This is a genomic window from Plantactinospora sp. KBS50 (genome assembly GCF_002285795.1).
Classification (GTDB): Bacteria; Actinomycetota; Actinomycetes; order Mycobacteriales; family Micromonosporaceae; genus KBS50.
The window spans coordinates 2,920,789-2,945,550 of record NZ_CP022961.1 but is presented as its reverse complement, the minus strand read 5'-3'; the positions used below and the strand labels follow the sequence as shown (position 1 = coordinate 2,945,550).

20 protein-coding genes are annotated in these 24,762 nt (G+C 71.6%); 6 read left to right on the top strand and 14 right to left on the bottom strand.

What is annotated here, in order from left to right; all coding sequences use genetic code 11:
- Positions 1–232: 232 nt before the first annotated feature.
- The 10 genes from araA to CIK06_RS13025 form a co-directional block, all read right to left on the bottom strand.
- Entirely contained in the window at positions 233–1,735 is a 1,503-nt protein-coding gene (araA, locus tag CIK06_RS13070) for an L-arabinose isomerase (protein WP_095565062.1), read from the bottom strand.
- Between the two features lie 27 nt (positions 1,736–1,762).
- Positions 1,763–2,752 carry a galactofuranose ABC transporter, permease protein YjfF gene (gene yjfF / locus CIK06_RS13065; protein WP_095565061.1) on the bottom strand — a complete coding sequence of 330 codons (990 nt, stop codon included), beginning with the start codon at positions 2,750–2,752 and terminating at the stop codon, positions 1,763–1,765.
- On the bottom strand, positions 2,749–3,822 hold the full coding sequence (locus CIK06_RS13060) for an ABC transporter permease (protein WP_095565060.1): 1,074 nt from the start codon (positions 3,820–3,822) through the stop codon (positions 2,749–2,751). Before CIK06_RS13060 ends, yjfF begins: the two co-directional genes overlap by 4 nt.
- Positions 3,819–5,363, bottom strand: coding sequence for a sugar ABC transporter ATP-binding protein (locus tag CIK06_RS13055; RefSeq protein WP_095565059.1), 1,545 nt, complete (start codon positions 5,361–5,363; stop codon positions 3,819–3,821). The genes CIK06_RS13060 and CIK06_RS13055 overlap by 4 nt, the downstream gene beginning before the upstream one ends.
- Before the next feature lie 219 nt (positions 5,364–5,582).
- A complete protein-coding gene (locus CIK06_RS13050) occupies positions 5,583–6,572 on the bottom strand; it encodes an ABC transporter substrate-binding protein (protein ID WP_232534300.1) in 990 nt (329 codons plus the stop codon).
- A gap of 156 nt (positions 6,573–6,728) precedes the next feature.
- Positions 6,729–7,421 (bottom strand): L-ribulose-5-phosphate 4-epimerase, encoded by a 693-nt coding sequence (locus tag CIK06_RS13045; protein ID WP_095565057.1) that lies wholly within the window; start codon positions 7,419–7,421, stop codon positions 6,729–6,731.
- Positions 7,418–9,100, bottom strand: coding sequence for a ribulokinase (gene araB, locus CIK06_RS13040; protein ID WP_095567783.1), 1,683 nt, complete (start codon positions 9,098–9,100; stop codon positions 7,418–7,420). Before araB ends, CIK06_RS13045 begins: the two co-directional genes overlap by 4 nt.
- A gap of 228 nt (positions 9,101–9,328) precedes the next feature.
- Positions 9,329–10,723, bottom strand: a complete 1,395-nt coding sequence (locus tag CIK06_RS13035; RefSeq protein WP_095565056.1) for a PHB depolymerase family esterase — start codon at positions 10,721–10,723, stop codon at positions 9,329–9,331.
- A 152-nt stretch (positions 10,724–10,875) separates the two neighbouring features.
- Positions 10,876–13,680, bottom strand: coding sequence for a cellulose binding domain-containing protein (locus CIK06_RS13030; RefSeq protein ID WP_095565055.1), 2,805 nt, complete (start codon positions 13,678–13,680; stop codon positions 10,876–10,878).
- 161 nt (positions 13,681–13,841) lie between these two features.
- Positions 13,842–15,317 carry an acyl-CoA synthetase gene (locus CIK06_RS13025; protein ID WP_095565054.1) on the bottom strand — a complete coding sequence of 492 codons (1,476 nt, stop codon included), beginning with the start codon at positions 15,315–15,317 and terminating at the stop codon, positions 13,842–13,844.
- Between the two features lie 128 nt (positions 15,318–15,445).
- On the opposite strand from CIK06_RS13025, the gene CIK06_RS13020 reads away from it, so the two are divergent.
- Positions 15,446–16,261 carry a serine hydrolase domain-containing protein gene (locus CIK06_RS13020; RefSeq protein WP_095565053.1) on the top strand — a complete coding sequence of 272 codons (816 nt, stop codon included), beginning with the start codon at positions 15,446–15,448 and terminating at the stop codon, positions 16,259–16,261.
- Between the two features lie 24 nt (positions 16,262–16,285).
- Here the strand turns inward: CIK06_RS13020 and CIK06_RS13015 are convergent, their stop codons facing one another.
- Positions 16,286–16,489, bottom strand: coding sequence for a DUF397 domain-containing protein (locus tag CIK06_RS13015; protein WP_095565052.1), 204 nt, complete (start codon positions 16,487–16,489; stop codon positions 16,286–16,288).
- Positions 16,489–17,352, bottom strand: coding sequence for a helix-turn-helix transcriptional regulator (locus CIK06_RS13010; protein WP_095565051.1), 864 nt, complete (start codon positions 17,350–17,352; stop codon positions 16,489–16,491). The genes CIK06_RS13015 and CIK06_RS13010 overlap by 1 nt, the downstream gene beginning before the upstream one ends.
- 253 nt (positions 17,353–17,605) lie before the next feature.
- Between CIK06_RS13010 and CIK06_RS29985 the strand changes: the two genes are divergently transcribed.
- Complete coding sequence (locus CIK06_RS29985; protein ID WP_198348232.1) at positions 17,606–18,037, top strand: hypothetical protein; 432 nt, start codon at positions 17,606–17,608, stop codon at positions 18,035–18,037.
- A 9-nt stretch (positions 18,038–18,046) separates the two neighbouring features.
- Here CIK06_RS29985 and CIK06_RS32415 read toward each other — a convergent pair whose 3' ends face one another.
- Positions 18,047–19,033 (bottom strand): DUF3152 domain-containing protein, encoded by a 987-nt coding sequence (locus tag CIK06_RS32415; RefSeq protein WP_198348231.1) that lies wholly within the window; start codon positions 19,031–19,033, stop codon positions 18,047–18,049.
- 192 nt (positions 19,034–19,225) lie between these two features.
- Between CIK06_RS32415 and CIK06_RS30960 the strand changes: the two genes are divergently transcribed.
- Positions 19,226–19,729 (top strand): SCP2 sterol-binding domain-containing protein, encoded by a 504-nt coding sequence (locus CIK06_RS30960; protein WP_157756739.1) that lies wholly within the window; start codon positions 19,226–19,228, stop codon positions 19,727–19,729.
- A complete protein-coding gene (locus tag CIK06_RS12990; RefSeq protein WP_232534186.1) occupies positions 19,726–21,789 on the top strand; it encodes a glycogen debranching N-terminal domain-containing protein in 2,064 nt (687 codons plus the stop codon). The genes CIK06_RS30960 and CIK06_RS12990 overlap by 4 nt, the downstream gene beginning before the upstream one ends.
- Before the next feature lie 14 nt (positions 21,790–21,803).
- On the opposite strand, the gene CIK06_RS12985 is transcribed toward CIK06_RS12990, so the two are convergent.
- Positions 21,804–22,949 carry a geranylgeranyl reductase family protein gene (locus tag CIK06_RS12985; protein WP_095565048.1) on the bottom strand — a complete coding sequence of 382 codons (1,146 nt, stop codon included), beginning with the start codon at positions 22,947–22,949 and terminating at the stop codon, positions 21,804–21,806.
- A 128-nt stretch (positions 22,950–23,077) separates the two neighbouring features.
- On the opposite strand from CIK06_RS12985, the gene CIK06_RS12980 reads away from it, so the two are divergent.
- The gene (locus CIK06_RS12980) at positions 23,078–23,314 is read left to right on the top strand and encodes a hypothetical protein (RefSeq protein ID WP_095567781.1); all 237 of its coding nucleotides are present in this window, start codon (positions 23,078–23,080) and stop codon (positions 23,312–23,314) included.
- Between the two features lie 54 nt (positions 23,315–23,368).
- Positions 23,369–24,736, top strand: coding sequence for an MFS transporter (locus CIK06_RS12975; protein WP_095567780.1), 1,368 nt, complete (start codon positions 23,369–23,371; stop codon positions 24,734–24,736).
- The last annotated feature ends 26 nt before the right edge of the window (positions 24,737–24,762 follow it).

Below are 24,762 nucleotides of genomic sequence, written 5' to 3'. Positions count from 1 at the left end.
CGACCACCCACCGTTACCGGATAGCCGTACCGCGTTTTGCAGGAACCGATGACCGGGGTCGGATCGTCGCCGGCCCGGATCGTGCGACCGGGCCGGCGAAAGTGACGTTGTTGCGCCCGGCAACCGGATTACTTCCGATGGTCACCGGCGCCCCACGGCGATCCGGTCGCCGGCCGTGCCGCCGAAATCCGTTCGATAAGACGGTGACCGGTCCGGCGGGTTGGAGAGGGTCTCAGAATCCGCGGGCGAGCCGGTAGTACGCCTGGTTCCAGCGCAGCTCGTCGGCGAACCGGCGGGTCCGGGTCTCGGCGTCGATGACCACCAGTTCGGTGCGCGCCATCTCGGCCAGGTCGTGCAGTTCCTCCACCCCGACGGCCTGGGACAGCACGGTGTGGTGGGGTGCGCCAGCCGTGATCCACGCCTCGGCCGAACCCGGCAGGTCGGGCTGGGGCCGCCACACCGCGCGGGCCACCGGCAGGCTGCGCAGCGGCTGCGGCGGCGGCACCACCTCGATCTCGTTGGCCACCAGCCGGAACCGCTCCCCCATGTCGGCCAGCCCGAGCACCACGCCGGGGCCGGGCTGCGCGTCGAAGACCAGCCGGACCGGGTCCTCCCGACCGCCGATGCCCAGCGGGTGGATCTCCACGTTCGGCACGCCGGCGGAGATCGACGGGCAGACCTCCAGCATGTGCGCGCCGAGCACCAGTTCCTGACCGGGGGTCAGGTCGTAGGTGTAGTCCTCCATGAAGGACGTTCCGCCGGAGACGCCGACGGCCATCGCCTTCATCGTCCGGACCAGGACGGAGGTCTTCCAGTCGCCCTCGCCGCCGAAGCCGTAGCCGTCGGCCATCAGCCGCTGCACGGCGATGCCGGGCAGTTGCCGCAGGCCGCCCAGGTCCTCGAAGTTCGTGGTGAAGGCCCGGAACCCGCCGGCGTCCAGGAAGGTGCGCAGGCCGATCTCCAGCCGGGCCGCGTAGCGCAGCGAGTCGTGCCGCTCGCCGCCGGGCCGCAGCGGCGTCACCACGCGGTACGTGTCGTCGTACTCCTTGACCAGCGCGTCCACCTCGGCGTCGGCCACCTCGTCGACGACCTTGACCAGGTCGTTGACCCCGTAGGTGTTGACCGACACGCCGAACCGCAGCTCGGCCTCGACCTTGTCGCCCTCGGTCACGGCGACGTCCCGCATGTTGTCGCCGAACCGCGCCAGCCGCAGCGACCGCATGGCCGACCAGCCCAGCGCCGCCCGGGTCCAGGCGCCGACCCGGGTCACCACCCGCGGGTCGCTGACGTGCCCGGCGACGGTCTTGCGGGCCACCCCGAGCCGGGTCTGGATGAAGCCGAACTCGCGGTCGCCGTGCGCGGCCTGGTTCAGGTTCATGAAGTCCATGTCGATCTCGTCCCACGGGAGCAGGACGTTGGCCTGGGTGTGCAGGTGCAGCAGCGGGGTCTGCAGGGCGTCCAGGCCGGAAATCCACATCTTCGCGGGGGAGAACGTGTGCATCCACGCGATGACCCCGACCGCACCCTGCGCCGCGGCTTCCCGACAGACCCGCAGGATGTCGGCGCTGGTGGTCAGCACCGGCTTCCAGACGACGCGGGCGGGGATGTCCGGCGAGTCGTTCAGCACCGTCGCAATCTGACGGGACTGGTCGGCCACCTGGCGAAGGGTGTCCTCGCCGTAGAGGGACTGGCTGCCGGTGAGGAACCAGACCTCGGGGTCAGGGTGCGTTGCCATGGAGTTGCCTTCCGCGAGATGTTTCGGTCACTTGTAGCGGATCCCGATGATGCGTTGGAGCAGGATGAACGCGAAGAGCAGGCCTCCGATCACGATCTTGGTCCACCAGGAGTTGAGGCTCCCGTCGAACGTGATGAGGGTCTGGATGACGCCCAGCACCAGCACGCCGAGAACGGTGCCGAAGATGTAGCCCGAGCCGCCGGTGAGCACGGTCCCTCCGATCACCACGGCCGCGATGACGTCCAGTTCCATCCCGATGGCGATCAGCGGGGCGCCGGAGAGCGTGTAGAAGGACAGCAGGATCCCGCCGATCGCCGAGCACAGGCCGCTGATCGTGTAGACCAGCACCCGGGTCCGCGCCACCGGCAGGCCCATCAGCAGCGCCGACTGGGCGTTGCCGCCGATCGCGTACACGCTGCGGCCGAGCCGGGTGTACGCGAGGACGTACGCGGCGACGGCCACCACGGCGAACGCGATGAGCACGCTGATCGAGACGAAGTTGCCGCGCGGGTCGCCGATCCGCTTCTGCGACATGGCCGTCCAGAACCCGTCGGTGATCGGGATCGACGATCCGCTGATCAGCGTGCACATGCCGCGGGCGAAGAACATCCCGGCGAGGGTGACGATGAACGGTTGGATCTCGAAGAACTGGATGACGCAGCCCATCAGCAGGCCGATCGTCGGCCCGATGAGCAGCGCGATGACCAGGACCAGTCCCGCGGGCAGGCCGTGCTGCAACAGCGACGCCGACACCATCGCGGTCATCGCCACCACCGAGCCGACCGACAGGTCGATCCCGCCGGTGAGGATCACGAACGTCATGCCGACGGCGACGACCAGCAGGAAGCCGTTGTCGATGAAGACGTTGAAGATGACCTGGACATTGGAGAACGCCCGGTACTGCGAGACCCCGACGCCGTAGAGGACGAGCAGCAACACCAGGGTGGTCAGCACCGGGATGTGCCGACGCGGCAGGCGCGCCCAGGTACGGGCGGCGGTGAGCGCTGCGGTGGTCATGCCGGGACCTGTTCCTTCCGTTCGTCCGCCACCGGGGCCGGTGGTGCGGGTCTGGCCCGCCTGCGCCGCGCGAGCTTGGCGCGGAAGGCGGGCGCCTGGATGAGGCACACGATGATGACCACGATGGCCTTGAACAGCAGTGACGTCTGCGGCGCGATGTTCATGGCGTACACGGTGGTGGTGAGCGTCTGGATCAGCAGCGCGCCGACGATGGTGCCGCCGAGGGAGAACCGGCCGCCGGCCAGCGACGTGCCGCCGATGACGACCGCCAGGATCGCGTCGAGTTCGACCCACAGCCCGGCGTTGTTGCCGTCCGCGCTGGAGACGTTGGCGGTCATCATGAAGCCGGCGATCGCCGCGCAGGCGGCGCTGATGACGTACACCAGGAAGGTGATGCGCGCGGACCGGATGCCGGCAAGCCGGCTCGCCCGCGCGTTGCCGCCGACCGACTCGATGATCATGCCGAGTGCGGTCCGCCGGGTCACCGCGGCGACCAGCAGCACCACGCCCAGCGCGATGAAGATCGCCAGCGGCAGGGTGAGCAGGTGTCCCACGCCGATCGCCTTGTACGGCTGGGAGTTCACCGTGATGATCTGTCCCTCGGTGACCAGCTGGGCGATGCCCCGCCCGGCCACCATGAGGATCAGCGTGGCGATGATCGGCTGGATCCCGATGACGGCGACCAGGACGCCGTTCCAGGCGCCCAGCACCAGGGCCGCGGCCAGCGCCAGGACCAGCGCGGTGAGCACCACCGTCGGGCTGTTCTGGTCGGGCTGCCGGCTGATGTAGAGGCAGGCGATCGCGCCGCTGATCGCGCAGACCGAGCCGACCGACAGGTCGATGCCGCCGGTCGAGATGACAAGCGTCATGCCGAGCGCAACCAGGATCAGCGGCGCGCTCAGCCGCAGGATGTCGATCAGGCTGCCGTACAGGTGCCCGTGGTTGAGCTCGATGGACAGGAAGCCGGGCCGGTAGACCGTGTTGGCGACGATCAGCGCGACCAGCACGACGACCGGCCAGAACAGCCGGTGTGCGGTCAGCTCCGCGAAGCGGCCGGGTCGGTCACTCATGCCTGCGCCCCCTGTTCGTCCCGCGCCCCACCGGCGATCGTCTGCATGATCCGATCGGCGTTCACGGTCTCGTCGTTGGTCAACTGGGTGACCATCTCGCGGTCCCGCATCACCGCGATCTTGTGGCTGAGCCGCAGCACCTCGTCCAGTTCGGCCGAGATGAACAGCACCGCCATCCCGCCGTCGGAGAGCTGGACCACCAGCTTCTGGATCTCCGTCTTGGCTCCGATGTCGATGCCCCGGGTCGGTTCGTCGAGGATCAGCAGCCGTGGTTCGGTGATCAGCCAGCGGGCCAGCAGCACCTTCTGCTGGTTGCCGCCGGACAGGTTGCCCACCGGCAGGTCGGGGTCGGCCGGGCGGATGCTCATCGCCTTGATGAACCGCTCCGCCAGTTCGTCCTGGCGGCGCCGGGCGATCGGGCGGAACCAGCCGCGGGCGGCCTGCATCGCCAGGATGAGGTTCTCCCGCACGGTCAGCTCCGGGATGATGCCCTCGGCGCGGCGGTTCTCGGAGCAGAAGCCGATCCCGTGGTCGATGGCCGAGACCGGGTTGCGCAGCCCGGTGGGCTTTCCGTTGATCGACACGGCGCCGTGGTCCGACCGGTCGGCGCCGAACAGCAGCCGCGCCACCTCGGTACGGCCCGAGCCGAGCAGGCCGGCCAGGCCGACCACCTCGCCGGCGTGCACGCTCAGGTCGAACCGGCCCACCGAGCCCTTGCGGCCCAGCTCGCTGGCCTCCAGGAACGGGACGCTCCCGGCCACGGTGGTCGCGTCGCGCCCGTGCTGCCCGTCGAGCCGTTCCAGTACGTCCAGTTCCTTGCCGATCATCTTCTCGACCAGGCCGAGCTGGGGCAGTTCGTTCGTCGGGTACTCGCCCACCAGGCGGCCGTTGCGCAACACGGTGATCCGGTCGGCGACCGCGTACACCTGGTCCAGGAAGTGCGTGACGAACAGGATCGCGATGCCCTCGTCGCGGAGCTGGCGCATGATCCGGAAGAGCTGGGCGACCTCGCCACTGTCCAGGCTGGAGGTGGGCTCGTCCAGGACCAGCACGCTGGCCTGGATGTCGATGGCGCGGGCGATCGCGACCATCTGTTGCACGGCCAGCGAGCAACTGCCCAGCGGGGCGTTCACGTCGATGTCGAGTTCGAGCCGGGCGAGCAGCGCGCGGGCCCGGCGGCGCATCTCGCCCCAGCGCACCGCCCCGAACCGGCGCGGCTCCCGGCCGATGAAGATGTTCTCCGCCACCGACAGGTTGGTGCAGAGATTGACCTCCTGGTAGACCGTGCTCACGCCGGCCGCCGAGGCCTGCATCGGGCTGCTGAACGAGACCTCGTCGCCGCGCAGCGTGATGCTGCCCTCGTCGATGCCGTAGACGCCGGTCAGCACCTTGATCAGCGTGGACTTGCCGGCGCCGTTCTCGCCCATGAGGGCGTGTACCTCACCCGGGAAGAGGCGGAGATCGACGTCCTGGAGTGCCCGCACGCCCGGGAACGACTTGTTGATTCCGGTCATCGTCAGGACTGGACGGCTCTGCGTCATCCCACCAGACCTTTCCTGAAGCTATCTGCGGGCGGTACGCGGCTGCGCGGTCGGCCCGATCAACCAATCCCTGGCCCGACGGTGGGCCGCCCGGCGGAGCCGTACGGTCCACACAGCCGTACGGTCCACCGATGGTCCGGTCCGGTGGTCCGTCGGACCACCGGTTACCGGGGGACGGTTGGGGGCCGCCGCGTGTGCCGCGGCGACCCCCATCGTCAATCAGTACTTGCGGCTGGGCAATGCTTCCTTTGCCTGGTCCTGCGTGAAGGTGGTCTCCTCGGTCTCGATCCGGGGCGGCACCTCCTCGCCGGCGTGCACCTTCTTCACCAGGTCCATCAGCTGTGGCCCGAGCAGCGGGCTGCACTCGGCGATGAAGTTGAACTTGCCGTCGGCCAGGGCCTGCATGCCGTCGTGCACGGCGTCGATCGTGATGATCTTGATGTCCTTGCCGGGGACCTTACCGGCGGCGGTGATCGCCTCCAGTGCGCCCAGACCCATGTCGTCGTTCTGCGCGAACAGCACGTCGATCTTCGGGTTGGCCTTCAGGAACTGCTCCATGACCTGCTTGCCGCCGGCCCGGGTGAAGTCGCCGGACTGCGACGCGATGATCTTCAGCTTGGGGTTGGCGGCGATCGCCTCGGCGAAGCCCTTGGTCCGGTCGTTGGCCGGGGCCGAACCGGTGGTGCCCTCAAGCTGGACGATGTTCACGTCGCCGGTGGCGTCCTGGCTGTTCTGGACCAGCCAGTCACCCGCGGCCTTGCCCTCCTTGACGAAGTCCGAGCCGAGGAAGGTCTTGTACAGCGACTTGTCCGCCGAGTCCACCGCGCGGTCGGTCAGGATCACCGGGATCCCCGCGTCCTTGGCCTCCTTGAGCACGGTGTCCCAGCCCGACTCCACCACCGGCGAGAAGGCGATCACGTCGACCTTCTGCTGGATGTAGTTGCGGATGGCCTTGATCTGGTTCTCCTGCTTCTGCTGCGCGTCGTCGAACTTCAGCTCGATCCCGGCCTCGGAGGCCGCGTCCTTGATCGAGGTGGTGTTCGCCGTACGCCAGCCGCTTTCCGCACCGACCTGGGAGAACCCGAGGACGATCTTGCTGTCGTCGCCGGACGAGCCGGTGTCGCTGTTGCCGCACGCGGCCATGCCGCCGGCCAGCAGTGCGGCGGCGAGCACCGCGATGGCACGTCGCGGTGCGAGGGACATTCGCATCTTTCTCACGGATACTCCTCGGGGGTGATGGGCGTTTCGTTTTCACAGGTCAAAGACCGAATGGCACCGGTCGGCGACCCGCGGGGTGAGTGCCTCGTGTTCAGGTGGTGCACCGCGGGCCGCCCGGATGGCCCGCGGGGTTGGTGCCCGGCGGCGCTAGGAACCCGCCGTGGACGCGGGTCGCTGACCGTAGACGTTCTGGTAGCGGTCGTAAAGCGCGTCGATGTCGGCCGGCGCGATCGGCACCGGCTGCCCGAGCGTGCGGGCCAGGTACGCCGTACGGGCGACGTCCTCACACATCACCGCCGCCTTGACGGCGGCGCGGGCGTCCCGGCCGATGGTGAAGACGCCATGGTTACGCATGAGCACCGCCGGCGAGCGGTGCCCGGACAGGGTGGCGACGATGCCCTTCCCGATGTCGTCGCCGCCGATCAGCGCGAACGGGCCCACCGGGATCTCGCCACCGAACTCGTCGGCCTGAGCGGTCAGGTGACAGGGGATGGCCTCGCCGCAGGCGGCCCAGGCCGTGGCGTACGAGCTGTGCGTGTGCACGACGCCGCCGACCTCGGGCATGGCCCGGTAGACGTACGCGTGCGCGGCCGTGTCGCTGGACGGCGAGTGCTCGCCCTCGACGACGGCCCCCGACAGATCGCAGACCACCATGTTCTCCGCCGACAGGTCGTCGTAGTCGACGCCGCTCGGCTTGATGACCATCAGGTCCTCGCCGGGCACCCGCGCCGAGACGTTGCCCGCGGTCCACGCCACCAGCCCGTAGCGGGTCAGCGCGGAGTGCAGCCCGGCAACGGTCTCCCGCAGCCGCCACAGCGTCCCGTCCGACTTCCCGGTCATCCGACAACCTCCAATGGGGCGCTACCCTGCGGGGCGGACTGCCGGGCGGCGGCGTTGCGGATCGCCCGCAGCCGGAACATGACGTCGTTGCCGCCGCGCCCGAAGTGGTCGTGCAGCGTGCGGTACTCGGCGTAGAGGGCGTCGTACGCCCGCGCGTTGGCCGGGTCCGGCTGGTAGACCTCCCGGTCCACCCGGCCCATCGCCCGCGACGCGGCGTAGATGTCCGGATAGGCGCCGGCGGCCACGGCCGCGTGGATCGCCGACCCCAACGCCGGCCCCTGGGCCGACCCGATGATGCTCAACGGCCGGTTGGTGACATCGGCGTAGATCTGCATCAGCAGCCGGTTGGCGGTCAGGCCGCCGGCCATCACCAGCTCGGTGATCGGCACGCCGGCCTCGACGAACGCCTCCATGATCATGCGGGTGCCGTACGCCGTCGACTCCAGCAACGCCCGGTAGATGTCCTGCGGCCGGGTGGCCAGCGTCAGGCCGACGATCAGGCCGCTCAGGTCGTGGTTCACCAGCACCGAGCGGTTGCCGTTCCACCAGTCCAGGGCGATCAGGCCGTGCGCCCCGACCGGCTGGTCCGCGGCCAGCTCGGACAGCCGCTGGTGGGAGGCCATGCCGGAGGGCGCCGCGTTGTGGACGAACCAGCCGAAGATGTCACCCACGCCGCTCTGCCCGGCCTCGTAGCCCCACGCGCCCTGGCTCAGCCCGCCGTCCACCACGCCGCACATGCCCGGCACCTCGGCCAGTTGGCTGCCGTTCACCACGTGGCAGGTCGAGGTGCCCATGATCGCGACCAGGTGCCCGGGCTCCAGGGCCTGCGCGGAGGCCGCGGTGACGTGCGCGTCGACGTTGCCGACCGCGACCGCGATCCCCTCCGGCAGGCCGGTCCAGGCCGCGGCCTCGGCGGTCAGCCCGCCGGCCCGCTCGCCCATCGGCATCAGCGGGCCGTCGAGCTTGGCCACGAAGTCCGTGAAGCCGGGGTCGAGGGCCGCGAGGAACTCCTCGGACGGGTACCGACCGTCCTGCCGGATGCCCTTGTAGCCGGCCGTGCAGATGTTGCGGGTCTCCACCCCGCACAGCTGCCAGACGATCCAGTCGGCCGCCTCGATGAACCGCTCGGCGCGCCCGTAGATCTCCGGATCCTCCTGGAGGATCTGCAACCCCTTGGCGAACTGCCACTCGGCCGAGATCTTGCCGCCGTACCGGCCGATCCACGGCTCGGCGCGCTCGTGCGCCAGCGCGTTGATCCGGTCGGCGTGCGGCTGGGCGGAGTGGTGCTTCCAGAGCTTGACCCAGGCGTGCGGCCGGGACCGCAGCTCGGGGATCTCGCACAGCGGTGTGCCGTCGGCGAGCGTCGGCAGCACCGTGCAGGCGGTGAAGTCGGTGGAGATTCCGATGACCCGTTCCGGGTCGATGCCGGCCGCCTGCACCGCCGCGGGCACGGCCCGGCGCAGCACGTCCCGGTAGTCGTCGGGATCCTGGAGCGCCCAGTCCCCCGGCAGCGCCTGCCGGTCGGGCAGTGCGGTCTCGATGACACCCCTCGCGTACTCGTGCACCGCTGTCCCCAGCTCGGCACCGTCCCCGACGCGCACCACCAGTGCCCGCCCGGACAGCGTGCCGTAGTCGACACCGATCACGTACCGGTCGCCGGGTGTGTCCAGACCGCTCATCTTCACCTCCGCGCAATGGCCACCAACAGTGTTAGCGCTCACATAGAAGAGGTCAAGATATGTTCCGGCAACAGGTACGTAACGGAGGGCGCATCTGGCCGTGACCCGGATCCGCCGATCGGATCCGGGCTGGTCACGGTCCCGGTGGCGGGCGACGGCCGGTCGCCCGCCATCCGGGAGCGGTGGCGGTCCTCCCTCCGGTCGATGCCGACCGGCGCTGGCGCTCGGTCAGCCGATGGTGCAGGCGGAGCCGTTCAGGGTGAACGCGGTGGGTGCGGCCGCGTTGCCGGTGTGGGTGGCCTGGAAGCCGAAGGACACCGAGCCGCCGGGCGGGATCGTGGCGTTGTAGCTGACGTTGCTGGCGGTGACCTGTCCGCTGGTCGGGGCGTAGCTGGCGTTCCACGAGCCGGTGATGGTCTGGCCGGCGGGCAGGGTGAACACCACGGACCAGCCGTTGACCGTCGAGCTGCCGGTGTTGGTGACGGTGATGTTCTCGGTGAGCCCGTTGTTCCAGGCGTTCACCACGTCGGCCACCCGGCACCCACCCGCCGGCGGCGCCGTCGTGGGCGCGGCCGTGGTCGGCGGCACGGTGGTCGGCGGCGCCGTCGTCGGCGGGGCCGTCGTGGGCGGCGCGGTGGTGGGTGGGGCGGTGGTCGGCGGCGCCGTCGTGGGCGCGGCCGTGGTGGGCGGCGTGCTGCCGTCCAGCCCGAGGAAGGAGATCGCGTACGCGAGCTGCCCGGTCATCGGCAACTGGTGGCCGACCCCGGAGATGCTCACGCCCTCGACCGTGGCCTGGGTGCCGGTGTTGCCGTACCGGGTGCGGGTCCAGGTCGACTGCGGGTGGTCGGTGAACGCGGGCGTCTGGCTCACCCCGTTCAGGTACGTCCACTGCTTGATCTCTTCACCGAAGTTCGGGTACGCCAGTGTGGTGTCCGTGGTGCCGTGCCACAACTGCATCCGCGGGTAGCCGCCGGTGTAGCCGGGATACATCGCGTGCGCCACGTCGCCCCACTGCTGGGCGGTCCTGCTGACGTTCCCGCCGGAGCACTGGCTGTTCCACATCGACCCGTCGGTGGTGGCGAAGCAGCCCGCCGGCACCCCGGAGAACGCCGAACCGGCGGCGAACACGTCCGGGTACTCGGCGGCCAGCACGTTGGTCATCATGGCCCCGGAGGAGAACCCGCTGACCACGATCCGCCCCGGGTCCACGTTGTACCGGGCCCGGGTGTAGGCGACCATCGACATGATTCCGGTGGAGTCGCTGCCGCCGTCCCGACGCAGCGCCGCCGGCGTGGAGACGTCGAAGCAGCCGCCGCTGCGGGTGGCCTCGGGCAGCACGATGATGTACTTGTACCGGTCGGCCGCGGTCACGTAGTCGTGCCCGTTGCCGTTGAAGATGCCGCTGGCCGTTCCGGTGCAGTAGTGCACCAGCACCAGCAGCGCCGGGCGGGCGGCCACGTTGTCCGGCACGTAGAGGTACATGTTCAGGTTCGTCGGGTTGGTCCCGAAGTTTGTCACCTGGGTCAGCGCGGCGGCCTGCGCCGGCCCCGCCATCACCATCGCCGCGGCCACGGCCAGCGGCAGCAGCAGCACCGCCAGCACCGCGCGGAGGATCCTGCTCATCCCTCGGCTCTCCTTTCCCGGCCCGGTGCCGGCCCGGCGCCGGCGTACCTTCGCCGGCCGCCCCGCCGCAGCCACCGTCCGGGTTGGTCGTCATCGGACGGATGCGGGTCCGGTGCTCCGCCGGCCGATCGGCCGGCGGAGCACCGGGAACCCTAGGACGCGGTGCAGGCGGCGCCGTTGAGCGTGAAGCTCGTCGGCGTCGCGTTGGTACTGCCGCTCAGGCTGGCCAGGAACCCGAAGTTGGCGGTGCCGCCACCGGCGGCGAGGGCGCCGTTGTAGCTGGCGTTGGTCACCGTGACGGCGGCCCCGGACTGGGTGACCGAGCCGTTCCACAACTGGTTGATGACCTGCCCGTTGGCAAAGGTCCACCGGAGCGTCCAGCCGTTGATCGCGCTCGACCCGGTGTTGGTGATGGTGACATCACCCTGGAAGCCGCCCTGCCAGGATCCGGTGACCCGGTAGGCCACCGTGCAGCCCGCGCCCGCGGGCGGGGTGCTCGGCGCCGGGGTGCTCGCCGACGGCGTGGGCGTCGGCGTCGGCGTGGCCGAGCGGGTCGGCGAGACGGAGACCGACGGGGTCGGGCTCGCGCTCGTCTGGCTCGGCGTCGGACTCACCGACGGCGTGCTGGTGCTGATCCGGTCGCCGTAGATGATGCCCCGGCCGTTGGCGCCGAAGTAGACCCGGCCGTAGATCCGCGGGTCGCCCGTGATGGCGTCCGCGGCGTTGCCGTACTGGTGCTGGTCGTCGTTGATCCGCACCCAGCTCGCGGCACCGTCGTCGGAGCGGAAGACGCCGCGCTGGCCGCCCACCTTCGCGAACGCGTACAGCGCCGGGTACGTCTGGCCCGGCGCGGCCTTGCCGAATCCGATGTTGTCCGCCTCGTCCACCGCGGAGATCCGGGTGAACGACGCGCCGGAGTTGGTCGAGTGCCACAGCCCGTACGCACCGGTGGTGGATCCACCGGCCAGCCAGATGTCGCCCTCGTGCCCGGCGACCGCCTTGAAGTGCACGTTGCCGCTGGTCGGCAGCCCGGTAGCGGCCGTCGCGGTGAACGACGCCCCGCCGTTGGTGCTGACGTAGAACTTGCCGGCGGAGTACGCGTAGAACTTCATGGCGTTGACCCGGTCCGAGGCCACGATCGCGTTCGCCGGCACCCCGCTGGACTGCGACCAGGAGTTGCCGAACCCGACCGAGTAGACGACCTGCTGGCCCGCGTCACCGGGGGCCCAGACGAACCGGCTGCCGTCGGCGGCGGCGGCGATGGTGCCGCCCTCGTTGACCCCGCCGGGCTCGTTGCCCTGGAACCAGTTGGCCCCGCCGTCGGTGGAGAACGCCGCGTGGCTGTCGTTGGGCCGGTCGGCGTCGGTGAAGTCACCGGCCCGCACGATGACGCTCGGATTGTTCTCGGCGTAGTCGATGCTGCGGGTGGAGGTGAAGACCGGCTGGGTGAACATCTTGGACGGTACGGTGTCCAGCCTGTCGTGCCGGAACCCGCCGAGGTCGCCCAGGGCGCTGATCAGCGGCGGCCCGGACGGCGGGCTGATCAGGCCGAGTACGGCGGTCTCCTCCATGCCGTTGACCACCGGCGTGATCGTGACGGTCCCACCGGAGTCCCAGGCCGTCAGGTTGTTGGTGCCGTAGATGGTGGCGCCGGTGCCGTACAGCATGTGGTTGGAGTCGAACGGGTCGATCTCCACGGACTCGTTCATCCAGCCGAGCTTCGGGCTGGGTACCGGCGGGTTGGGCTGCTCGCCCATGGTGAGCCAGGGCGCGGCCGAGATGTCGAGCTTGTACCGCAGGCTGCGCTCGGGGTAGCTGGTCCAGTCCCAGATCCGGGTCCAGGTGGCGCCGGAGTCGGTGCTGCGCCACATGATCAGGTCGGGCCACCAGGAGATCTGGGTGGCCACCATGATCGTGCCCGGGTGCTGCCGGTCGATGGTCAGACCCGAGTAGCCGAAGTAGTCGTCGTCGCTGCTGGAGGGGATCGGGCTGATCTGCGTCCAGGCACCGGTCGTGGTGTTGTACCGCCACACGTCGCCCTTGGCGCCGTCGTACGGCCCGCCGGTGTCGCTGGTGGCGATGTACAGGTAGTGGTTGACCGTGTCCAGGACGCCCTTGTGCGGCAGGTACCCGGTGGGCGCGCCGGCCAGCGGTGCCCAGGTGGCGCCGCCGTCGGTGCTGCGGTAGACGGGGTGGTTCTTGTCCGCCACCCCGACGTAGATCGTCTTGCTGGTGCTGCCGGCGGTGCCGGTGGTCTTGTCGAACTGCACCCACACGTCGCCCTGGTTGTCACCCTGGTACGAGTCGCCGGGCAGCGCTACGTAGTTGCCCGGGTTGGGGAAGCTGGTCACCTGCCCCCAGGTCACGCCGCCGTCCGTGCTGCGCCACAGGCCCTTTCCGCTGGGCGCGGCGAAGTACAGCACGTTGTCGTTGTTCGGGTCGACCGCCAGCCGCTCGCCCATCCCCCGGCCCGGCATGTTGCCGCCGAGCTTGAACGGCAGCACCGTGGTCTGCCATGTGTTCCCCTGGTCCGAGGAGCGCAGGATGGCCCCGTTGTTCGGGTCCCAGTCATTGGTGTACATACCGACCGCGGCCCACACCTTGTTAGCGTTCACAGCGCTGGGTGCGATGCTGACGACCCCGTTGTAGCCCCAGTTGTCCCAGCCGACCCAGTCCAGCAGGGGCACCCAGGAGCTGTTGCTCGGGTTCCACCGGTACATCCCGCCGATGTCGGTCCGCGCGTAGATCAGGTTCCTCTGCACCGGGCTGAAGACGATGCCGGGTACGAAGCCTCCGCCGCCGATCTTGACGTTCGCGAAGTTGTACGGATCGGATGCCGCGGCCACCGCCCCGGGCACGGACAGCGCCATCGGCACCACCGTTCCCAGCGCTGCGACCAGCAGCGAAACGATCACGAGCCCCGCCGTTCGTGCGCGGCTGAGCCGTCCGACTCTCATGGTCCACTCCTCACAGCTGCGGCCGCGGCTCCGGCGTGACCGGCGGCTGTTAGCGTGTCGTCGGTGTTACACGGAGGTATCGACATCGACGTCGATAACCTTGTGCCGGACGGTACTCAGCACCATCGATGCCGTCAATCCGTCCCACCCACGGCTCTCGCTCAGCCCTCCGGCAGCAGCCGCTTCTGCACCTTTCCCATCGCATTGCGCGGCAGGTCGGCCACGAAATGGATCCGGCGCGGCCGCTTGTGGTGGGACAACTGCCGGCCCACGAACTCGGTGAGGTCCGGCCCGTCGACACCGTCGGCCACCACGTACGCGGTCACCCGCTCGCCGAGGTCGGGGTCCGGCCGGCCCACCACCGCGACCTCCCGGACGGCGGGATGGGCCAGCAGGGCGTTCTCCACCTCGCCCGCGCCGATCCGGTAGCCGCCGCTCTTGATCAGGTCGGTCGAGGCGCGACCCACGATGCGGTGCCAGCCGTCCGGCCCGATCGTCGCGATGTCGCCGGTGCCGAACCAGCCCTGCGGCGCGCGACCCGCCGCGGCCGCCGGCCGCCGCCAGTAGCCGTCGAACAGCATCGGCCCCCGCACGTGCAGCTCGCCCACGCTCACGCCGTCGCTCGGCACCGGGCCGCCGTCCTCGGCCAGCAGCCGGGTCTCGACGCCCGCCACGGGCAGCCCGACGTACCCGGCGCGGCGCTCGCCGTCGGCGCGACCGCTCAGCGTGATCAGCGTCTCGGTCATCCCGTACCGCTCGACCGGCAGGTGGCCGGTCAGCGCCCGCAGCCGCGCGAAGACCGGGATCGGCAGGGCGGCGCTGCCGGAGACCAGCAGCCGGGCGCCGCGCAGGGCACGCGCCGCGGGCGGCTGCGCGCAGATCCGGGACCACACCGTCGGTACGCCGAAGTACAGCGACCCGCCGGCGGCGGCGTACCCGGCCGGGGTCGGCCGGCCGGTGTGCACCAGCCGGCAGCCCACGCGCAGCGCCCCGAGCACACCGAGCACCAGCCCGTGTACGTGGAACAGCGGCAGCCCGTGCACCAGCACGTCCTCCGGCGTCCACCGCCAGGCGTCGACCAGCGCGTCGAGGCCCGCCGCCACCGCCGCCCGGGACAGCGCGGCGCCCTTGGGCGCGCCGGTGGTGCCGCTGGTATAGAGGATCAACGCGGTCGCGTTGGGGTCGTGCTCCGGATGCGCCGTGGACGACCGGCGGCCGATGTCCACCGGCAGCACGGCCGGCCCGGCCGCGGCGCCCACGGCCGCGGTGTCCGTGGCCCCGCCGTCGCCGGCCCCGCCGTCTCCCGCGCCGCCGTCTCCGGCCCCGCTGTCGCCGGCCGCGACGGTGTCCAGCAGGACCTCGGCGCCGGAGTCGCGGAGCAGGTGCGACCGCTCGACGGGACCGGAGTCCGGCGGGATCGGCACCACCGCGGCACCGGCGAGCAATCCGCCGACCACCCCGACCACCGTCTCCAGCGACGGCGTGGCGAGCACCGCCACCACCGCCACGCCGCGCAGGTCGTCGGCCACCGCGCCCGCCGCGCCCAGCAGCGCCTCCCCGGAGCACGCCCGCCCGGCGACCGTCACCGCGTCGGCCCGATCCATCCCCGGTGCGGTCAATCCCGCGAGCAGTCGCATCCGCCGTCCCTCCCGCCAGCGGTCAACCCCGCGGGCAGCCGTATCCGCGTCCCTTCCGGCACCGGCGCCGGTCGCCCGATTATCCGCTCGCCTGTCCCCCGCCGGTCCCCCTAAGATCCTGAGCCACCATGATCGACCACCGGAACGCCCTCGTCGACCGGGTGCGCACGGCCGTCGACGATCTCGCCGCCGCCGACCCGGCCGGCGGCCTCCAGGTCGCCGCCTACCTGCACGGCGAACCGATCCTGGCGCTGTGCGCGGGAGTGGCCGATCCGGACACCGGCCGGCCCCTCACCGCCGGCACCCCGATCTTCAGCTGCAGCGTGGGTAAGGGGCTGGCGGCCACCGTGGTGCACGTCCTGGCCGAGCGGGGCGTTCTCGACTACGACCTGCGGCTGGCCGAGGTCTGGCCCGGATTCGACCGCAACGGCAAGCAGGACATCACCCTCGCGCACGTCCTCACGCACACCGCCGGCCTGCCGGAGCTACCCGCCGGCAGCACGGTGCGGGACCTGACCGACCGGGACCGGATGTGCGCGGCCCTCGCCGCCGCCACGCCGGTCTGGGAACCGGGCACCCGGCAGGGCTACCACGTCTGGACGTACGGCTGGCTGGTCGGCGAGGTGGTCCGGCGGGTCACCGGGCGCAGCATCGGCACCGAGCTGGCCGAGCGGCTGATCTCGCCGGAACGGCTCCGCCGGGTCTCCGCGGTCGCCGTGACCGGGCCGGACTGGACCTTCGGCGGGGAGGTCACCCGGACGCTCGGCTACGGCGTCGAGGGGCGGATGTTCGGCTACGACGGGCTCGGCGGCAGCATCGCGGGCGCCGCCGCCGACCTCGGGCTCTCGTTCGCGGCCACCCGGAACATCGTCGCGTTCGGCGACGGCGATCCCCTCGAACGGCTGCGCGCCCTGGTGCTCGACGCGGTCAGCGCGGCCGGCTGACCGCGGGCTCGGCGGTGGAGGCGGTCAGCCGACCGGGCCGATCCGCTTCGCCAGCTCGACGAAGCCCTGCCACGGGGCGGGCCGGAGGGTCAGCGTGCCGCCGTCGCGGTCCTTGCTGTCCCGCACCAGGACGACGCCCGGCAGATTGTCGGCGACCTCGACGCACTGGCCGCCCGACCCGTTGCTGCGGCTCGACTTGCGCCACCGAGCGTCGATCAGGTCACTCATCACGTCTCCCTGCGGATCGCTGCGATCAGGTCGGCCGATCGGGGCGGGTCGAGGGCCAGCCCCTCCAACGCCTGCCACACCTTAGCGTACGCCGCCACCTCGGCGGGCTTGTCGAGGTACAGCGCGCCGGTCAGCGACTCACTGTAGACGGTTGTCGGCTCGGCCGTCCGGATGCCGTTGGTCGGGAAGTCGAGGATGACGAAGCCGCCTCCGGTGAGCGCGTAGCTCAGGCCGGCCGCCCGGATCGGCACCACGCGGACGACGGCGGACCCGTCCCCGATGCGGTCCTGGAGATGGGCGAGCTGCGCCGCCATCGCCGAGCACTGCCGGCGCAGCACCACCTCATCCAGGATGACCTCCAGCCGCGGGGGCGGCGGCGACCTCCTGCCAAGGATGTTCCGGCGTTCCACGCGGACCTCGACCAACCGGCCGACCTCCGTCGGCGGCATCGCGGGGTTGGACCGCAGCAGTTCCTCGGCGTACTCCCGGGTCTGGAGCAGTCCCGGCAGGGACGCCGGCTCCCAGTGGCGTAGCCGCGACGCGGCGGCCTCCAGCCCGACGTACAGCTCGAACCACGACGGGATGGCGTCGCCGTAGGCGTGCCACCAGCCCTTGGCCTTCGTCTCGGCCGCCAGCGCCACGAGCGCGGTGGTCATCTCCGCGGGCACGCCGTAGTGCGTACACATGGCGACCACGTCCGCCTTGCGGACGGCGGTGCCGCCGCCCTCGATGCGGTACATCGTCGCCCGGGACACCTCCAGTTCCCGCGCCGCCATCTCCAGCGAGATGCCCGCCTGTTCCCGTGCCGCGCGCAGGTAGCGGCCCAACTGTCTGCGGGGCACCGAGGATCCGCCGTCGGTCACGCGACCTCCCTCTCAGCGTGACGCAGTCTTCACACTGAGTATGAGATGCTACTGCGCCGTCTGTCGAGACAGAGACGCCAACTCTGCAATGTCTCAGTTGCACCTATTGCACGGCGCCGGCGGCGCCGTCCAGGCTGAGACGCAGCGGAACCGCTCGGCGTCGGTCGGCAACCACCGGGCGGAACCGCCGGGGCCGCTCCCGGACCACTCGCCCGCGACGGGAGCGGCCCCACCCATCCCACGGAGGTCACACATGCACCAGACCCACGGGCCAGCAACGCCGACGGCCGCGGCCCCGACCGCGACCGCAGCCGCGACCCCGGCCGCGACCCCGACCCCGGCCGCAGCCGCGGCCCGGGAACAGGACCAGGACCAGGAACAGGACCAGGACCAGACGCAGGATCAGGACCAGTCCCGGGAGCAGGAGGAGCCGGCGTGGCACCGGGTACGCCGGCCGCACTGGAACTGCGCCACCTGCGGCGACCCGTACCCCTGCGCACCCGCACGGACCGCGCTCACCGACCTGTACGCACAGGACCTGCCGGGACTGGCCATGCTGATGGCCTCGGACCTGCACGAGGCCATCAAGGACCTGTGGCGGCTGTACCCCGACGGCCCACCGCAGACCGTGCACGAACTCTTCGACCGGTTCGTCGGCTGGACCCGGCAACCCGGGGTGCCGTGATCCCGCCGGTCAGCCACGCGGGATCGGATCGGCGTACGCCCCGGCCGGGCCGTCGTAGCGCCGCCCGTCCACCATCGGCCAGGCGTTGGCCAGGCAACCGTGCAGCCCGAGCGTCTGCTGCTGCATCACCGGGGCCGGCCGGCCACGACCCGGGCACCGCTCGTGCCCGTGGCCCAGCCGGTGCCCCACCTCGTGCGTGACCAGATACTCCCGGTACGCGGCCAGCGAGGCGCCGTAGTGGGGCACGCCGTGCGCCCACCGGGCGACGTTGAGCACCACGGCGTCGCCGTACCGGCAGGACGTGTACCGGTCGGAGCTGTGGCAGAGCTTTCCCCGGGTGACCGGCGTGGCCAGGTAGATCGTGAAGTCGTACCGGGCGCCGGGGCCGACGCGTTGCAGCCGCCACCGGCCGGCGCCGGTCCAGCCCCGGGGATCGGCGAGGATCCGGGTGACCTCGGCGGCGAAGTCCGGCGGCGACACCGCGATGCCGCGCTCCACCAGCACCCGGTACCGCAGCAGCCGGCCCCGGGACCCGGCGACCGCGCCCGACCCGGGGGTCGCCGCCCAGCGCCGCTGGCCGTCCCGCGGGTACGTGACCTCCGGCGTCCCGTCGGCGGGCACGGCCGTACCGGCCGATGCCCCGGAGCCGTCGGCCTCCCCCTCCGCAGGGCGCCGCGCGGTGCCCTGACCGGCGACCAGACCCGGCGGCAGCGGTCCGGCCAGCGCCGTCGTCCACGGCGGGACGGGCGACGCCGCCGGCCCCGCCGGGGGTGCGGCGACCGGGCCGTACGGGAGCGCGGTCGGGCCGGACGCCGCCGGTTCCCCCGCCGGCCGTGTCGCGCCGCCCTCCGGTCCGGGCGGCCCGGGTGGGACGCCGATCCAGCCGGCCACCACCACGATGCCGGCGACGAGGGCCGGGAGGATCTTGCGGAGGGTCGGGCCGGTGCGGAACCGGCGGCGCCGAGGTTTGGTCCGGTCGTTCTGCGGGATCACCATCGGTAGCGACCGTAAACCATGATCCACTCACTCGCGTGCTGACGCGCCCGGATGGATCGCCCGAACCGGCACCGGTCCGCCCGGACCAGGGCGGGAGCGGTCGAAGTCATCCGATCCGGGTGATGCCCGGACACCGGAACGCGAGGCACGCTCCGCGTGGATTCCGCCGTACCCACGGTTGAGGAGGCCCCGATGACCGACCCCATCGCCGCGTTCTTCGCCCGGCTGGATGCGACCGCCCCGCCGGTGCCGCCGAAGTACCACGGCAGCGTGCGGTTCGACCTGGCCGGCGACGACGGGACGGAGCACTGGGGGCTGATCTTCGACAACGGCCGGGTGCGGTTGTTCCGCAGCGACCAGGACGCCGACTGCGTGGTCCGCACCAGCCGGCAGCTGTTCGAGGGACTCACCAGCGGCCAGGGCGGGATCTACGCCGCGCTGCTGCGCAACCGGATCAGCGTCGAGGGCGATCTCACGCTGCTCACCGCGATCCGCATGCTGCTGCCGGGGCCGCCCAGCGCGCATCACCCCGTCGAATGGGCACGGTCGCATCGACTGCGCAGGGATGGCGAAGCGCAGCGCGAACCAGCGATGGCCTCCCGCGCGGAGTCGGCCGGCCCGGCCCGCCCCGCCGGTCCCGCCGGCCCCGCCGGTCCCGCCAGCCCTCCGGCCGCGACCGAAAGGTGGATCCCGTGAACGAGGACGCCAGCCACGACTACGTCAGCATCCTGGACGGCAACAGCTTCCTGCTCAGCGACCGTCGCGGCGATGTCTGCCTGACCGACGAGATGCCGACCGGCCTGTTCAGCTTCGACACCTGTTTCCTGTCCCGGTGGGAGCTGACCGTGAACGGGGAGAGCCTCCAGCCGCTGTCGGTGGACGACCTCCAGCACTTCGAGGCCAGGTTCTTCCTGGTGCCGGGGGCCGCCACGCACTACGTCGACGCGAAGGTCTCGGTGATCCGGCACCGCTGGATCGGGGGCAGCTTCGACGAGGAGGTGACGGTGCTCAACCATTCCGAGGAGCCCGTCGGGCTGACCGTGCGGATGGAGATGGCCAGCGACTTCAGCGACCTGGTGTACTGGCGCGCGGACCGGTTCGCGCAGCCGCAGGGCACGGTCCAGGTCTGCGTGCAGGAGCGCAGCCTGCGGATCGTCTACGAGCGGGAGACGTTCCGCCGGGAGACGGTGGTGTCCTCGACCGTGCCGGGCCGGATCGACGAGCACGGGATGACGTTCGACATCCGGATCGACCCGCACGGTAGCTGGGTGACCGGGTTGCACGTGGACACCCTCGTGCAGGGTTCGCGGGGCCGGGACATCCGCGCGAGCCTGGACGCGTACCGCAACCGGCCGGCGCCGGGAATGCGAGCCGAGCTGGACCGCTGGTTGGCCGAGGCGCCGAAGATGACCAGCAACCCGTCCGACCCGGAACACGTCTACCGGCGCAGCCTGGTGGACCTCGCGGCGCTGCGGTATTCGACGCTCTCCGTTCCCCAGCGGGTGCCGGCGGCCGGGCTGCCGTGGTCGATGACGTTGTTCGGCCGGGACAGCATCCTGACCTGCCTGCAGACGCTCGGCTTCACCCCCGAGTTGGCCCCCGCGACGCTGCGGGCGCTGGCCAACGCCCGCGGCGCCCACCTGGACGACTTCCGGGACGAGGAGCCCGGGAAGATCATCTACGCGATGCGGTACGGCGAGAGCGCCGCGTTCGAGGACCAGCCGCAGTCCCCCTACTACGGTGCGGCGGACAGTACGCCGTTGTTCGTGGTGTTGCTGGATGAGTACGAGCGGTGGAGTGGTGACGTCGAGTTGGTGCGGGAGTTGGAGTTCGAGGCGCGGGAGGCGTTGCGGTGGATTGACGAGTACGCGGATCTGATGGGTAACGGGTACGTGTGGTACGAGCGGCGGAACACGCGTAACGGGTTGGAGAACCAGTGTTGGAAGGATTCGTGGGACTCGATTTCGTATCACGATGGGCGGTTGCCGGGGTTTCCGCGGGCGACGTGTGAGTTGCAGGGGTATGCGTACGACGCGAAGATGCGGGGTGCGCGGTTGGCCCGGTTGGTGTGGGGGGATCCGGAGTGGGCGGATCGGTTGGAGGCTGAGGCGGCGGCGTTGAAGGAGCGGTTCAACCGGGATTTCTGGGTGGCCGACGGGGAGTATTACGCGATCGCGTTGGATGCCGAGGGTGGGCAGGTGGACTGCCTGTCGTCGAATATGGGGCATCTGTTGTGGAGTGGGATCGTGACGCCGGAGCGGGCGCCGATGGTGGCGGCGCATCTGATGAGTGACAGGTTGTTTTCGGGGTGGGGGGTGCGGACCCTGGCCGAGGGGGAGGGCCGGTACAACCCGATCGGGTTCCACACGGGCTCGGTGTGGCCGTTCGACAACTCGTTCATCGCGTGGGGGTTGCGGCGGTACGGGTTCGCGGAGGAGGCCGCGCGGGTGGCCGACGGCATCATCGACGCGGCGGAGTACTTCCACGGCCGGCTGCCGTCCGCCTTCGGCGGCTATCCGCGGTCGACCACCCGGTATCCGGTCCAGCATCCCATGTCCTGCAGCCCGCAGTCCTGTGCCAGCGCGGCGCCGCTGCTGCTGTTGCGCACGATGCTCGGGCTGGAGCCGCACGACGACCACCTGGCGGTGGACCCGGCGCTGCCGGTCGGCATGGGCCGGATCGAACTGCTCGACATCCCCGGCCGGTGGGGCCGGGTGGACGCCTTCGCCCGCGGCCGGCTGCCGGTCAAGAGCTGAGCCGCCGCCCGCGATCAGGCCGGCACGGCGGGTGCGGCGGTCCGCGATCGGGCCAGCAGGGCGAGCGCGGTGCGCACCGGGAACCGGTCGACCACCCCGGCGAACGACGTCTCGCCACGGCAGAACCGGCCGAACAGCCGCCATCCCGGCGGGGTGGCCACCACCGCGTGAAAGGCGCTCGGACGGCGGCTGAACGCGGCCAGCAGCCGATGGCCGGCGCGCATCTCGGGCACCAGTTCGGCGCCCACCTCGGCGACGTACCGCTGCGGGTCGCCGGCGGCGGCCGCCGCACCGGCCAGGGCGCCGGAGCGCAGCGCGAAGCTGATCCCCTCCCGGCTCCACGGTTCCAGCAGCCCGGCCGCATCCCCGGCCACCAGCACCCGGCCGCGGTGCAGCGGCGAGCCGGCGGTGCGGCACCGGGTGAGGTGGCCGGAGTCGTGCGCGGGTTGCACGCCGGCCAGCCCGAGCCGGTCGACGAAGTCGGTGAGGTAGCGCCGGGTGGCCTCGCCGTCGCCCCGGCTGGCGATCACACCGACGGTGAGCAGGTCCTGCTTCGGGAACACCCAGGCATACGAGCCGGGCAGCGGACCCCAGTCCAGCAGCACCCGGCCCCGCCAGCGCTCCCGCTGGTCGGCCGGGGTGGGCAGTTCCACCTCCAGCCCCAGGTCCACCTGCTCGTACTCGACGCCCACGTGCCGGGCCGTGATCCCGGACGAGCCGTCCGCGCCCACCACGACCGCCGCGGTCACCTCCGCGCCGCCGGCGAGCCGCAGCCGTACGCCGTCCTGGTCCTGCTGGACGGCCCGGACCGACACCCGCTGCCGGACCTGCGCGCCGGCCCGCTGCGCGGCGGCGCGCAGCCGGTCGTCGAACCGCTCCCGGCGCACCATGGTCAACAGCGGCCCGCCGGAGTGCCGGGTGAAGCCGCGCCGCCCGTTCAGGGTGAACGACATCCGGTCCACCCGGTCCTCGGCGGGCACCTCGATGCGTTCCCGGACCGCCGCCAGCGAGGTGCCGATCAACCCGCCGCCGCAGGTCTTGTAGCGCGGATGCTCCGCCCGTTCCAGCACCAGGGTGCGGGCTCCGGCGCGGGCCGCCGCGTACGCGGCGGACAGCCCCGCCGGGCCGGCGCCGACCACCGCGACATCCCATACGTCCACCCTGAGCAGGGTAGGCCACCGCGCCGGCCATGATCGTCGCGGTGCCGGGCGCGTCGGCATCATCCGCCTCCGGCGGGGTATCCGGGCCTTTCCGCGTACGGCCCGGTTTGCGGGCCAAGGAGGTCGTCATGCAGGGTGTCGAGCTGTCGGAGGCGGAGGAACGGGTGTACGGCGCGGTCACCGCCCTGGAGGCGCGGGGACAGGTCCCGTTCCCGGACGCGATCGCCGAGGAGGCCGGGTTGACCGAGGATGATCTTCGTCTCCCGCTGCACCTGCTCGCCGAGAAGAACCTGCTGCACCGGGAGGACTCCCCGCTGGAGGGCCTGAACTTCGGCCCCCGCTGGTGCGCCGTGCAGCCCGCCTGAGCCGTGAGCGACCCTCCCCCGGTCCACCTCACCGACCGCCAGCGCTGGCAGGCGATGGCGGTCGGGCTCGTCGCCGCGTTCATGACCCTGCTGGACGTGAGCATCGTCAACGTGGCGGTGCCCTCCATCCAGCGGGCGCTCGACGCCGGCCCGAACGCCCTGCAGTGGGTGCTGTCGGGGTACGCGCTCACCTTCGGCCTCGTGCTGGTGCCGGCCGGCCGCTACGGCGACGCCCGGGGCCGGCGCAACATCTTCGTGTTCGGCCTGGCGCTGTTCACCGTGGCGAGCGCGGCCGCCGGAATGGCCCGGTCACCGGAGTGGCTGATCGCCGCCCGACTGGTCCAGGGCGCCGCGGCCGGCGTGGTCAACCCGCAGGTGGCCGGCCTGATCCAGCGGCTGTTCGCGCCGGCCGAGCGGGGCCGGCCGTTCGGGCTGCTGGGCGCCACCATCGGCATCTCCACGGCGATCGGCCCGCTGCTGGGCGGTCTGCTCATCCAGACCGGGGGCACCCACGAGGGCTGGCGCTGGATCTTCTACGTCAACATCCCGATCGGCATCGCCGCCATCGCCTTCGCGCTGCGGCTGCTGCCGAGCCGACCGCACCCCGGCCGGCAGGACCTCGACCCGGTCGGGGTGGCGCTGCTGGGCACGGGGGTGCTGCTCATCCTGCTGCCGCTGGTGGAGATCCAGCAGTGGTCCGGGTGGCAGAAGTGGCTGCTGGTCCCGGCCGGGCTGGCGGTGCTGGCCGGATTCGTCGGCTGGGAACGCCGCTACCGCGGGCACCGGCAGCCCGTCTTCGACCTGGCCCTGTTCCGGCTCCGCTCGTACACCCTGGGCGTGCTCATCGCGCTGCTCTACTTCGCCGGCTTCACCGCGATCTTCTTCGTCTTCACCCTCTATCTGCAGAACGGGCTGCACTACAGCGCCCTGATCGCGGGTCTCTCGATCACCCCGTTCGCGCTCGGCGCCGCGGTCTCGTCCACGCTCGGCGGGCGGATCGTCAACCGGTACGGCCGGCCGCTGGTGGCCTGCGGGCTGGCCCTGGTCGCGGCGGGGCTGGGAGCGGTGGTGGCCGTGCTGCACTTCGTCCCGGGCCGCGGCGCGCCGCTGGCGATCGCGGCGCCGCTGGCCGTGGCCGGCCTGGGCAGCGGCCTGGTGATCACGCCGAACCAGACCCTCACGCTGGCCGAGGTGCCGGTGCCACAGGCCGGCAGCGCGGCCGGGATGCTCCAGACCGCGCAGCGGGTCGGCGCCGCGCTCGGGATCGCGGGCGTGGGATCGATCTTCTTCTCCACCCTGCACCGACCGGGTACCGGCTACGCGAGTTCGTTCCGGCAGGCCACCCTCGTCACCGTCGGGTTCGTGCTGGTGTCGCTGGTCATCGCGCTGGCCGACGTCCGGTCGCACCGGACCCGCTCCTGAGCGCGGCGGGCCGTGCGCCGGGCGGT

Excerpts from the sequence above, each read along its gene's own strand:
- araA (WP_095565062.1), bottom strand. The coding sequence starts at position 1,735 with ATGGCAACGCACCCTGACCCCGAGGTCTGGTTCCTCACCGGCAGCCAG.
- yjfF (WP_095565061.1), bottom strand. The coding sequence starts at position 2,752 with ATGACCACCGCAGCGCTCACCGCCGCCCGTACCTGGGCGCGCCTGCCG.
- CIK06_RS13060 (WP_095565060.1), bottom strand. The coding sequence starts at position 3,822 with ATGAGTGACCGACCCGGCCGCTTCGCGGAGCTGACCGCACACCGGCTG.
- CIK06_RS13055 (WP_095565059.1), bottom strand. The coding sequence starts at position 5,363 with ATGACGCAGAGCCGTCCAGTCCTGACGATGACCGGAATCAACAAGTCG.
- CIK06_RS13050 (WP_232534300.1), bottom strand. The coding sequence starts at position 6,572 with ATGCGAATGTCCCTCGCACCGCGACGTGCCATCGCGGTGCTCGCCGCC.
- CIK06_RS13045 (WP_095565057.1), bottom strand. The coding sequence starts at position 7,421 with ATGACCGGGAAGTCGGACGGGACGCTGTGGCGGCTGCGGGAGACCGTT.
- araB (WP_095567783.1), bottom strand. The coding sequence starts at position 9,100 with ATGAGCGGTCTGGACACACCCGGCGACCGGTACGTGATCGGTGTCGAC.
- CIK06_RS13035 (WP_095565056.1), bottom strand. The coding sequence starts at position 10,723 with ATGAGCAGGATCCTCCGCGCGGTGCTGGCGGTGCTGCTGCTGCCGCTG.
- CIK06_RS13030 (WP_095565055.1), bottom strand. The coding sequence starts at position 13,680 with ATGAGAGTCGGACGGCTCAGCCGCGCACGAACGGCGGGGCTCGTGATC.
- CIK06_RS13025 (WP_095565054.1), bottom strand. The coding sequence starts at position 15,317 with ATGCGACTGCTCGCGGGATTGACCGCACCGGGGATGGATCGGGCCGAC.
- CIK06_RS13020 (WP_095565053.1), top strand. The coding sequence starts at position 15,446 with ATGATCGACCACCGGAACGCCCTCGTCGACCGGGTGCGCACGGCCGTC.
- CIK06_RS13015 (WP_095565052.1), bottom strand. The coding sequence starts at position 16,489 with ATGAGTGACCTGATCGACGCTCGGTGGCGCAAGTCGAGCCGCAGCAAC.
- CIK06_RS29985 (WP_198348232.1), top strand. The coding sequence starts at position 17,606 with ATGCACCAGACCCACGGGCCAGCAACGCCGACGGCCGCGGCCCCGACC.
- CIK06_RS32415 (WP_198348231.1), bottom strand. The coding sequence starts at position 19,033 with ATGGTGATCCCGCAGAACGACCGGACCAAACCTCGGCGCCGCCGGTTC.
- CIK06_RS30960 (WP_157756739.1), top strand. The coding sequence starts at position 19,226 with ATGACCGACCCCATCGCCGCGTTCTTCGCCCGGCTGGATGCGACCGCC.
- CIK06_RS12980 (WP_095567781.1), top strand. The coding sequence starts at position 23,078 with ATGCAGGGTGTCGAGCTGTCGGAGGCGGAGGAACGGGTGTACGGCGCG.
- CIK06_RS12975 (WP_095567780.1), top strand. The coding sequence starts at position 23,369 with ATGGCGGTCGGGCTCGTCGCCGCGTTCATGACCCTGCTGGACGTGAGC.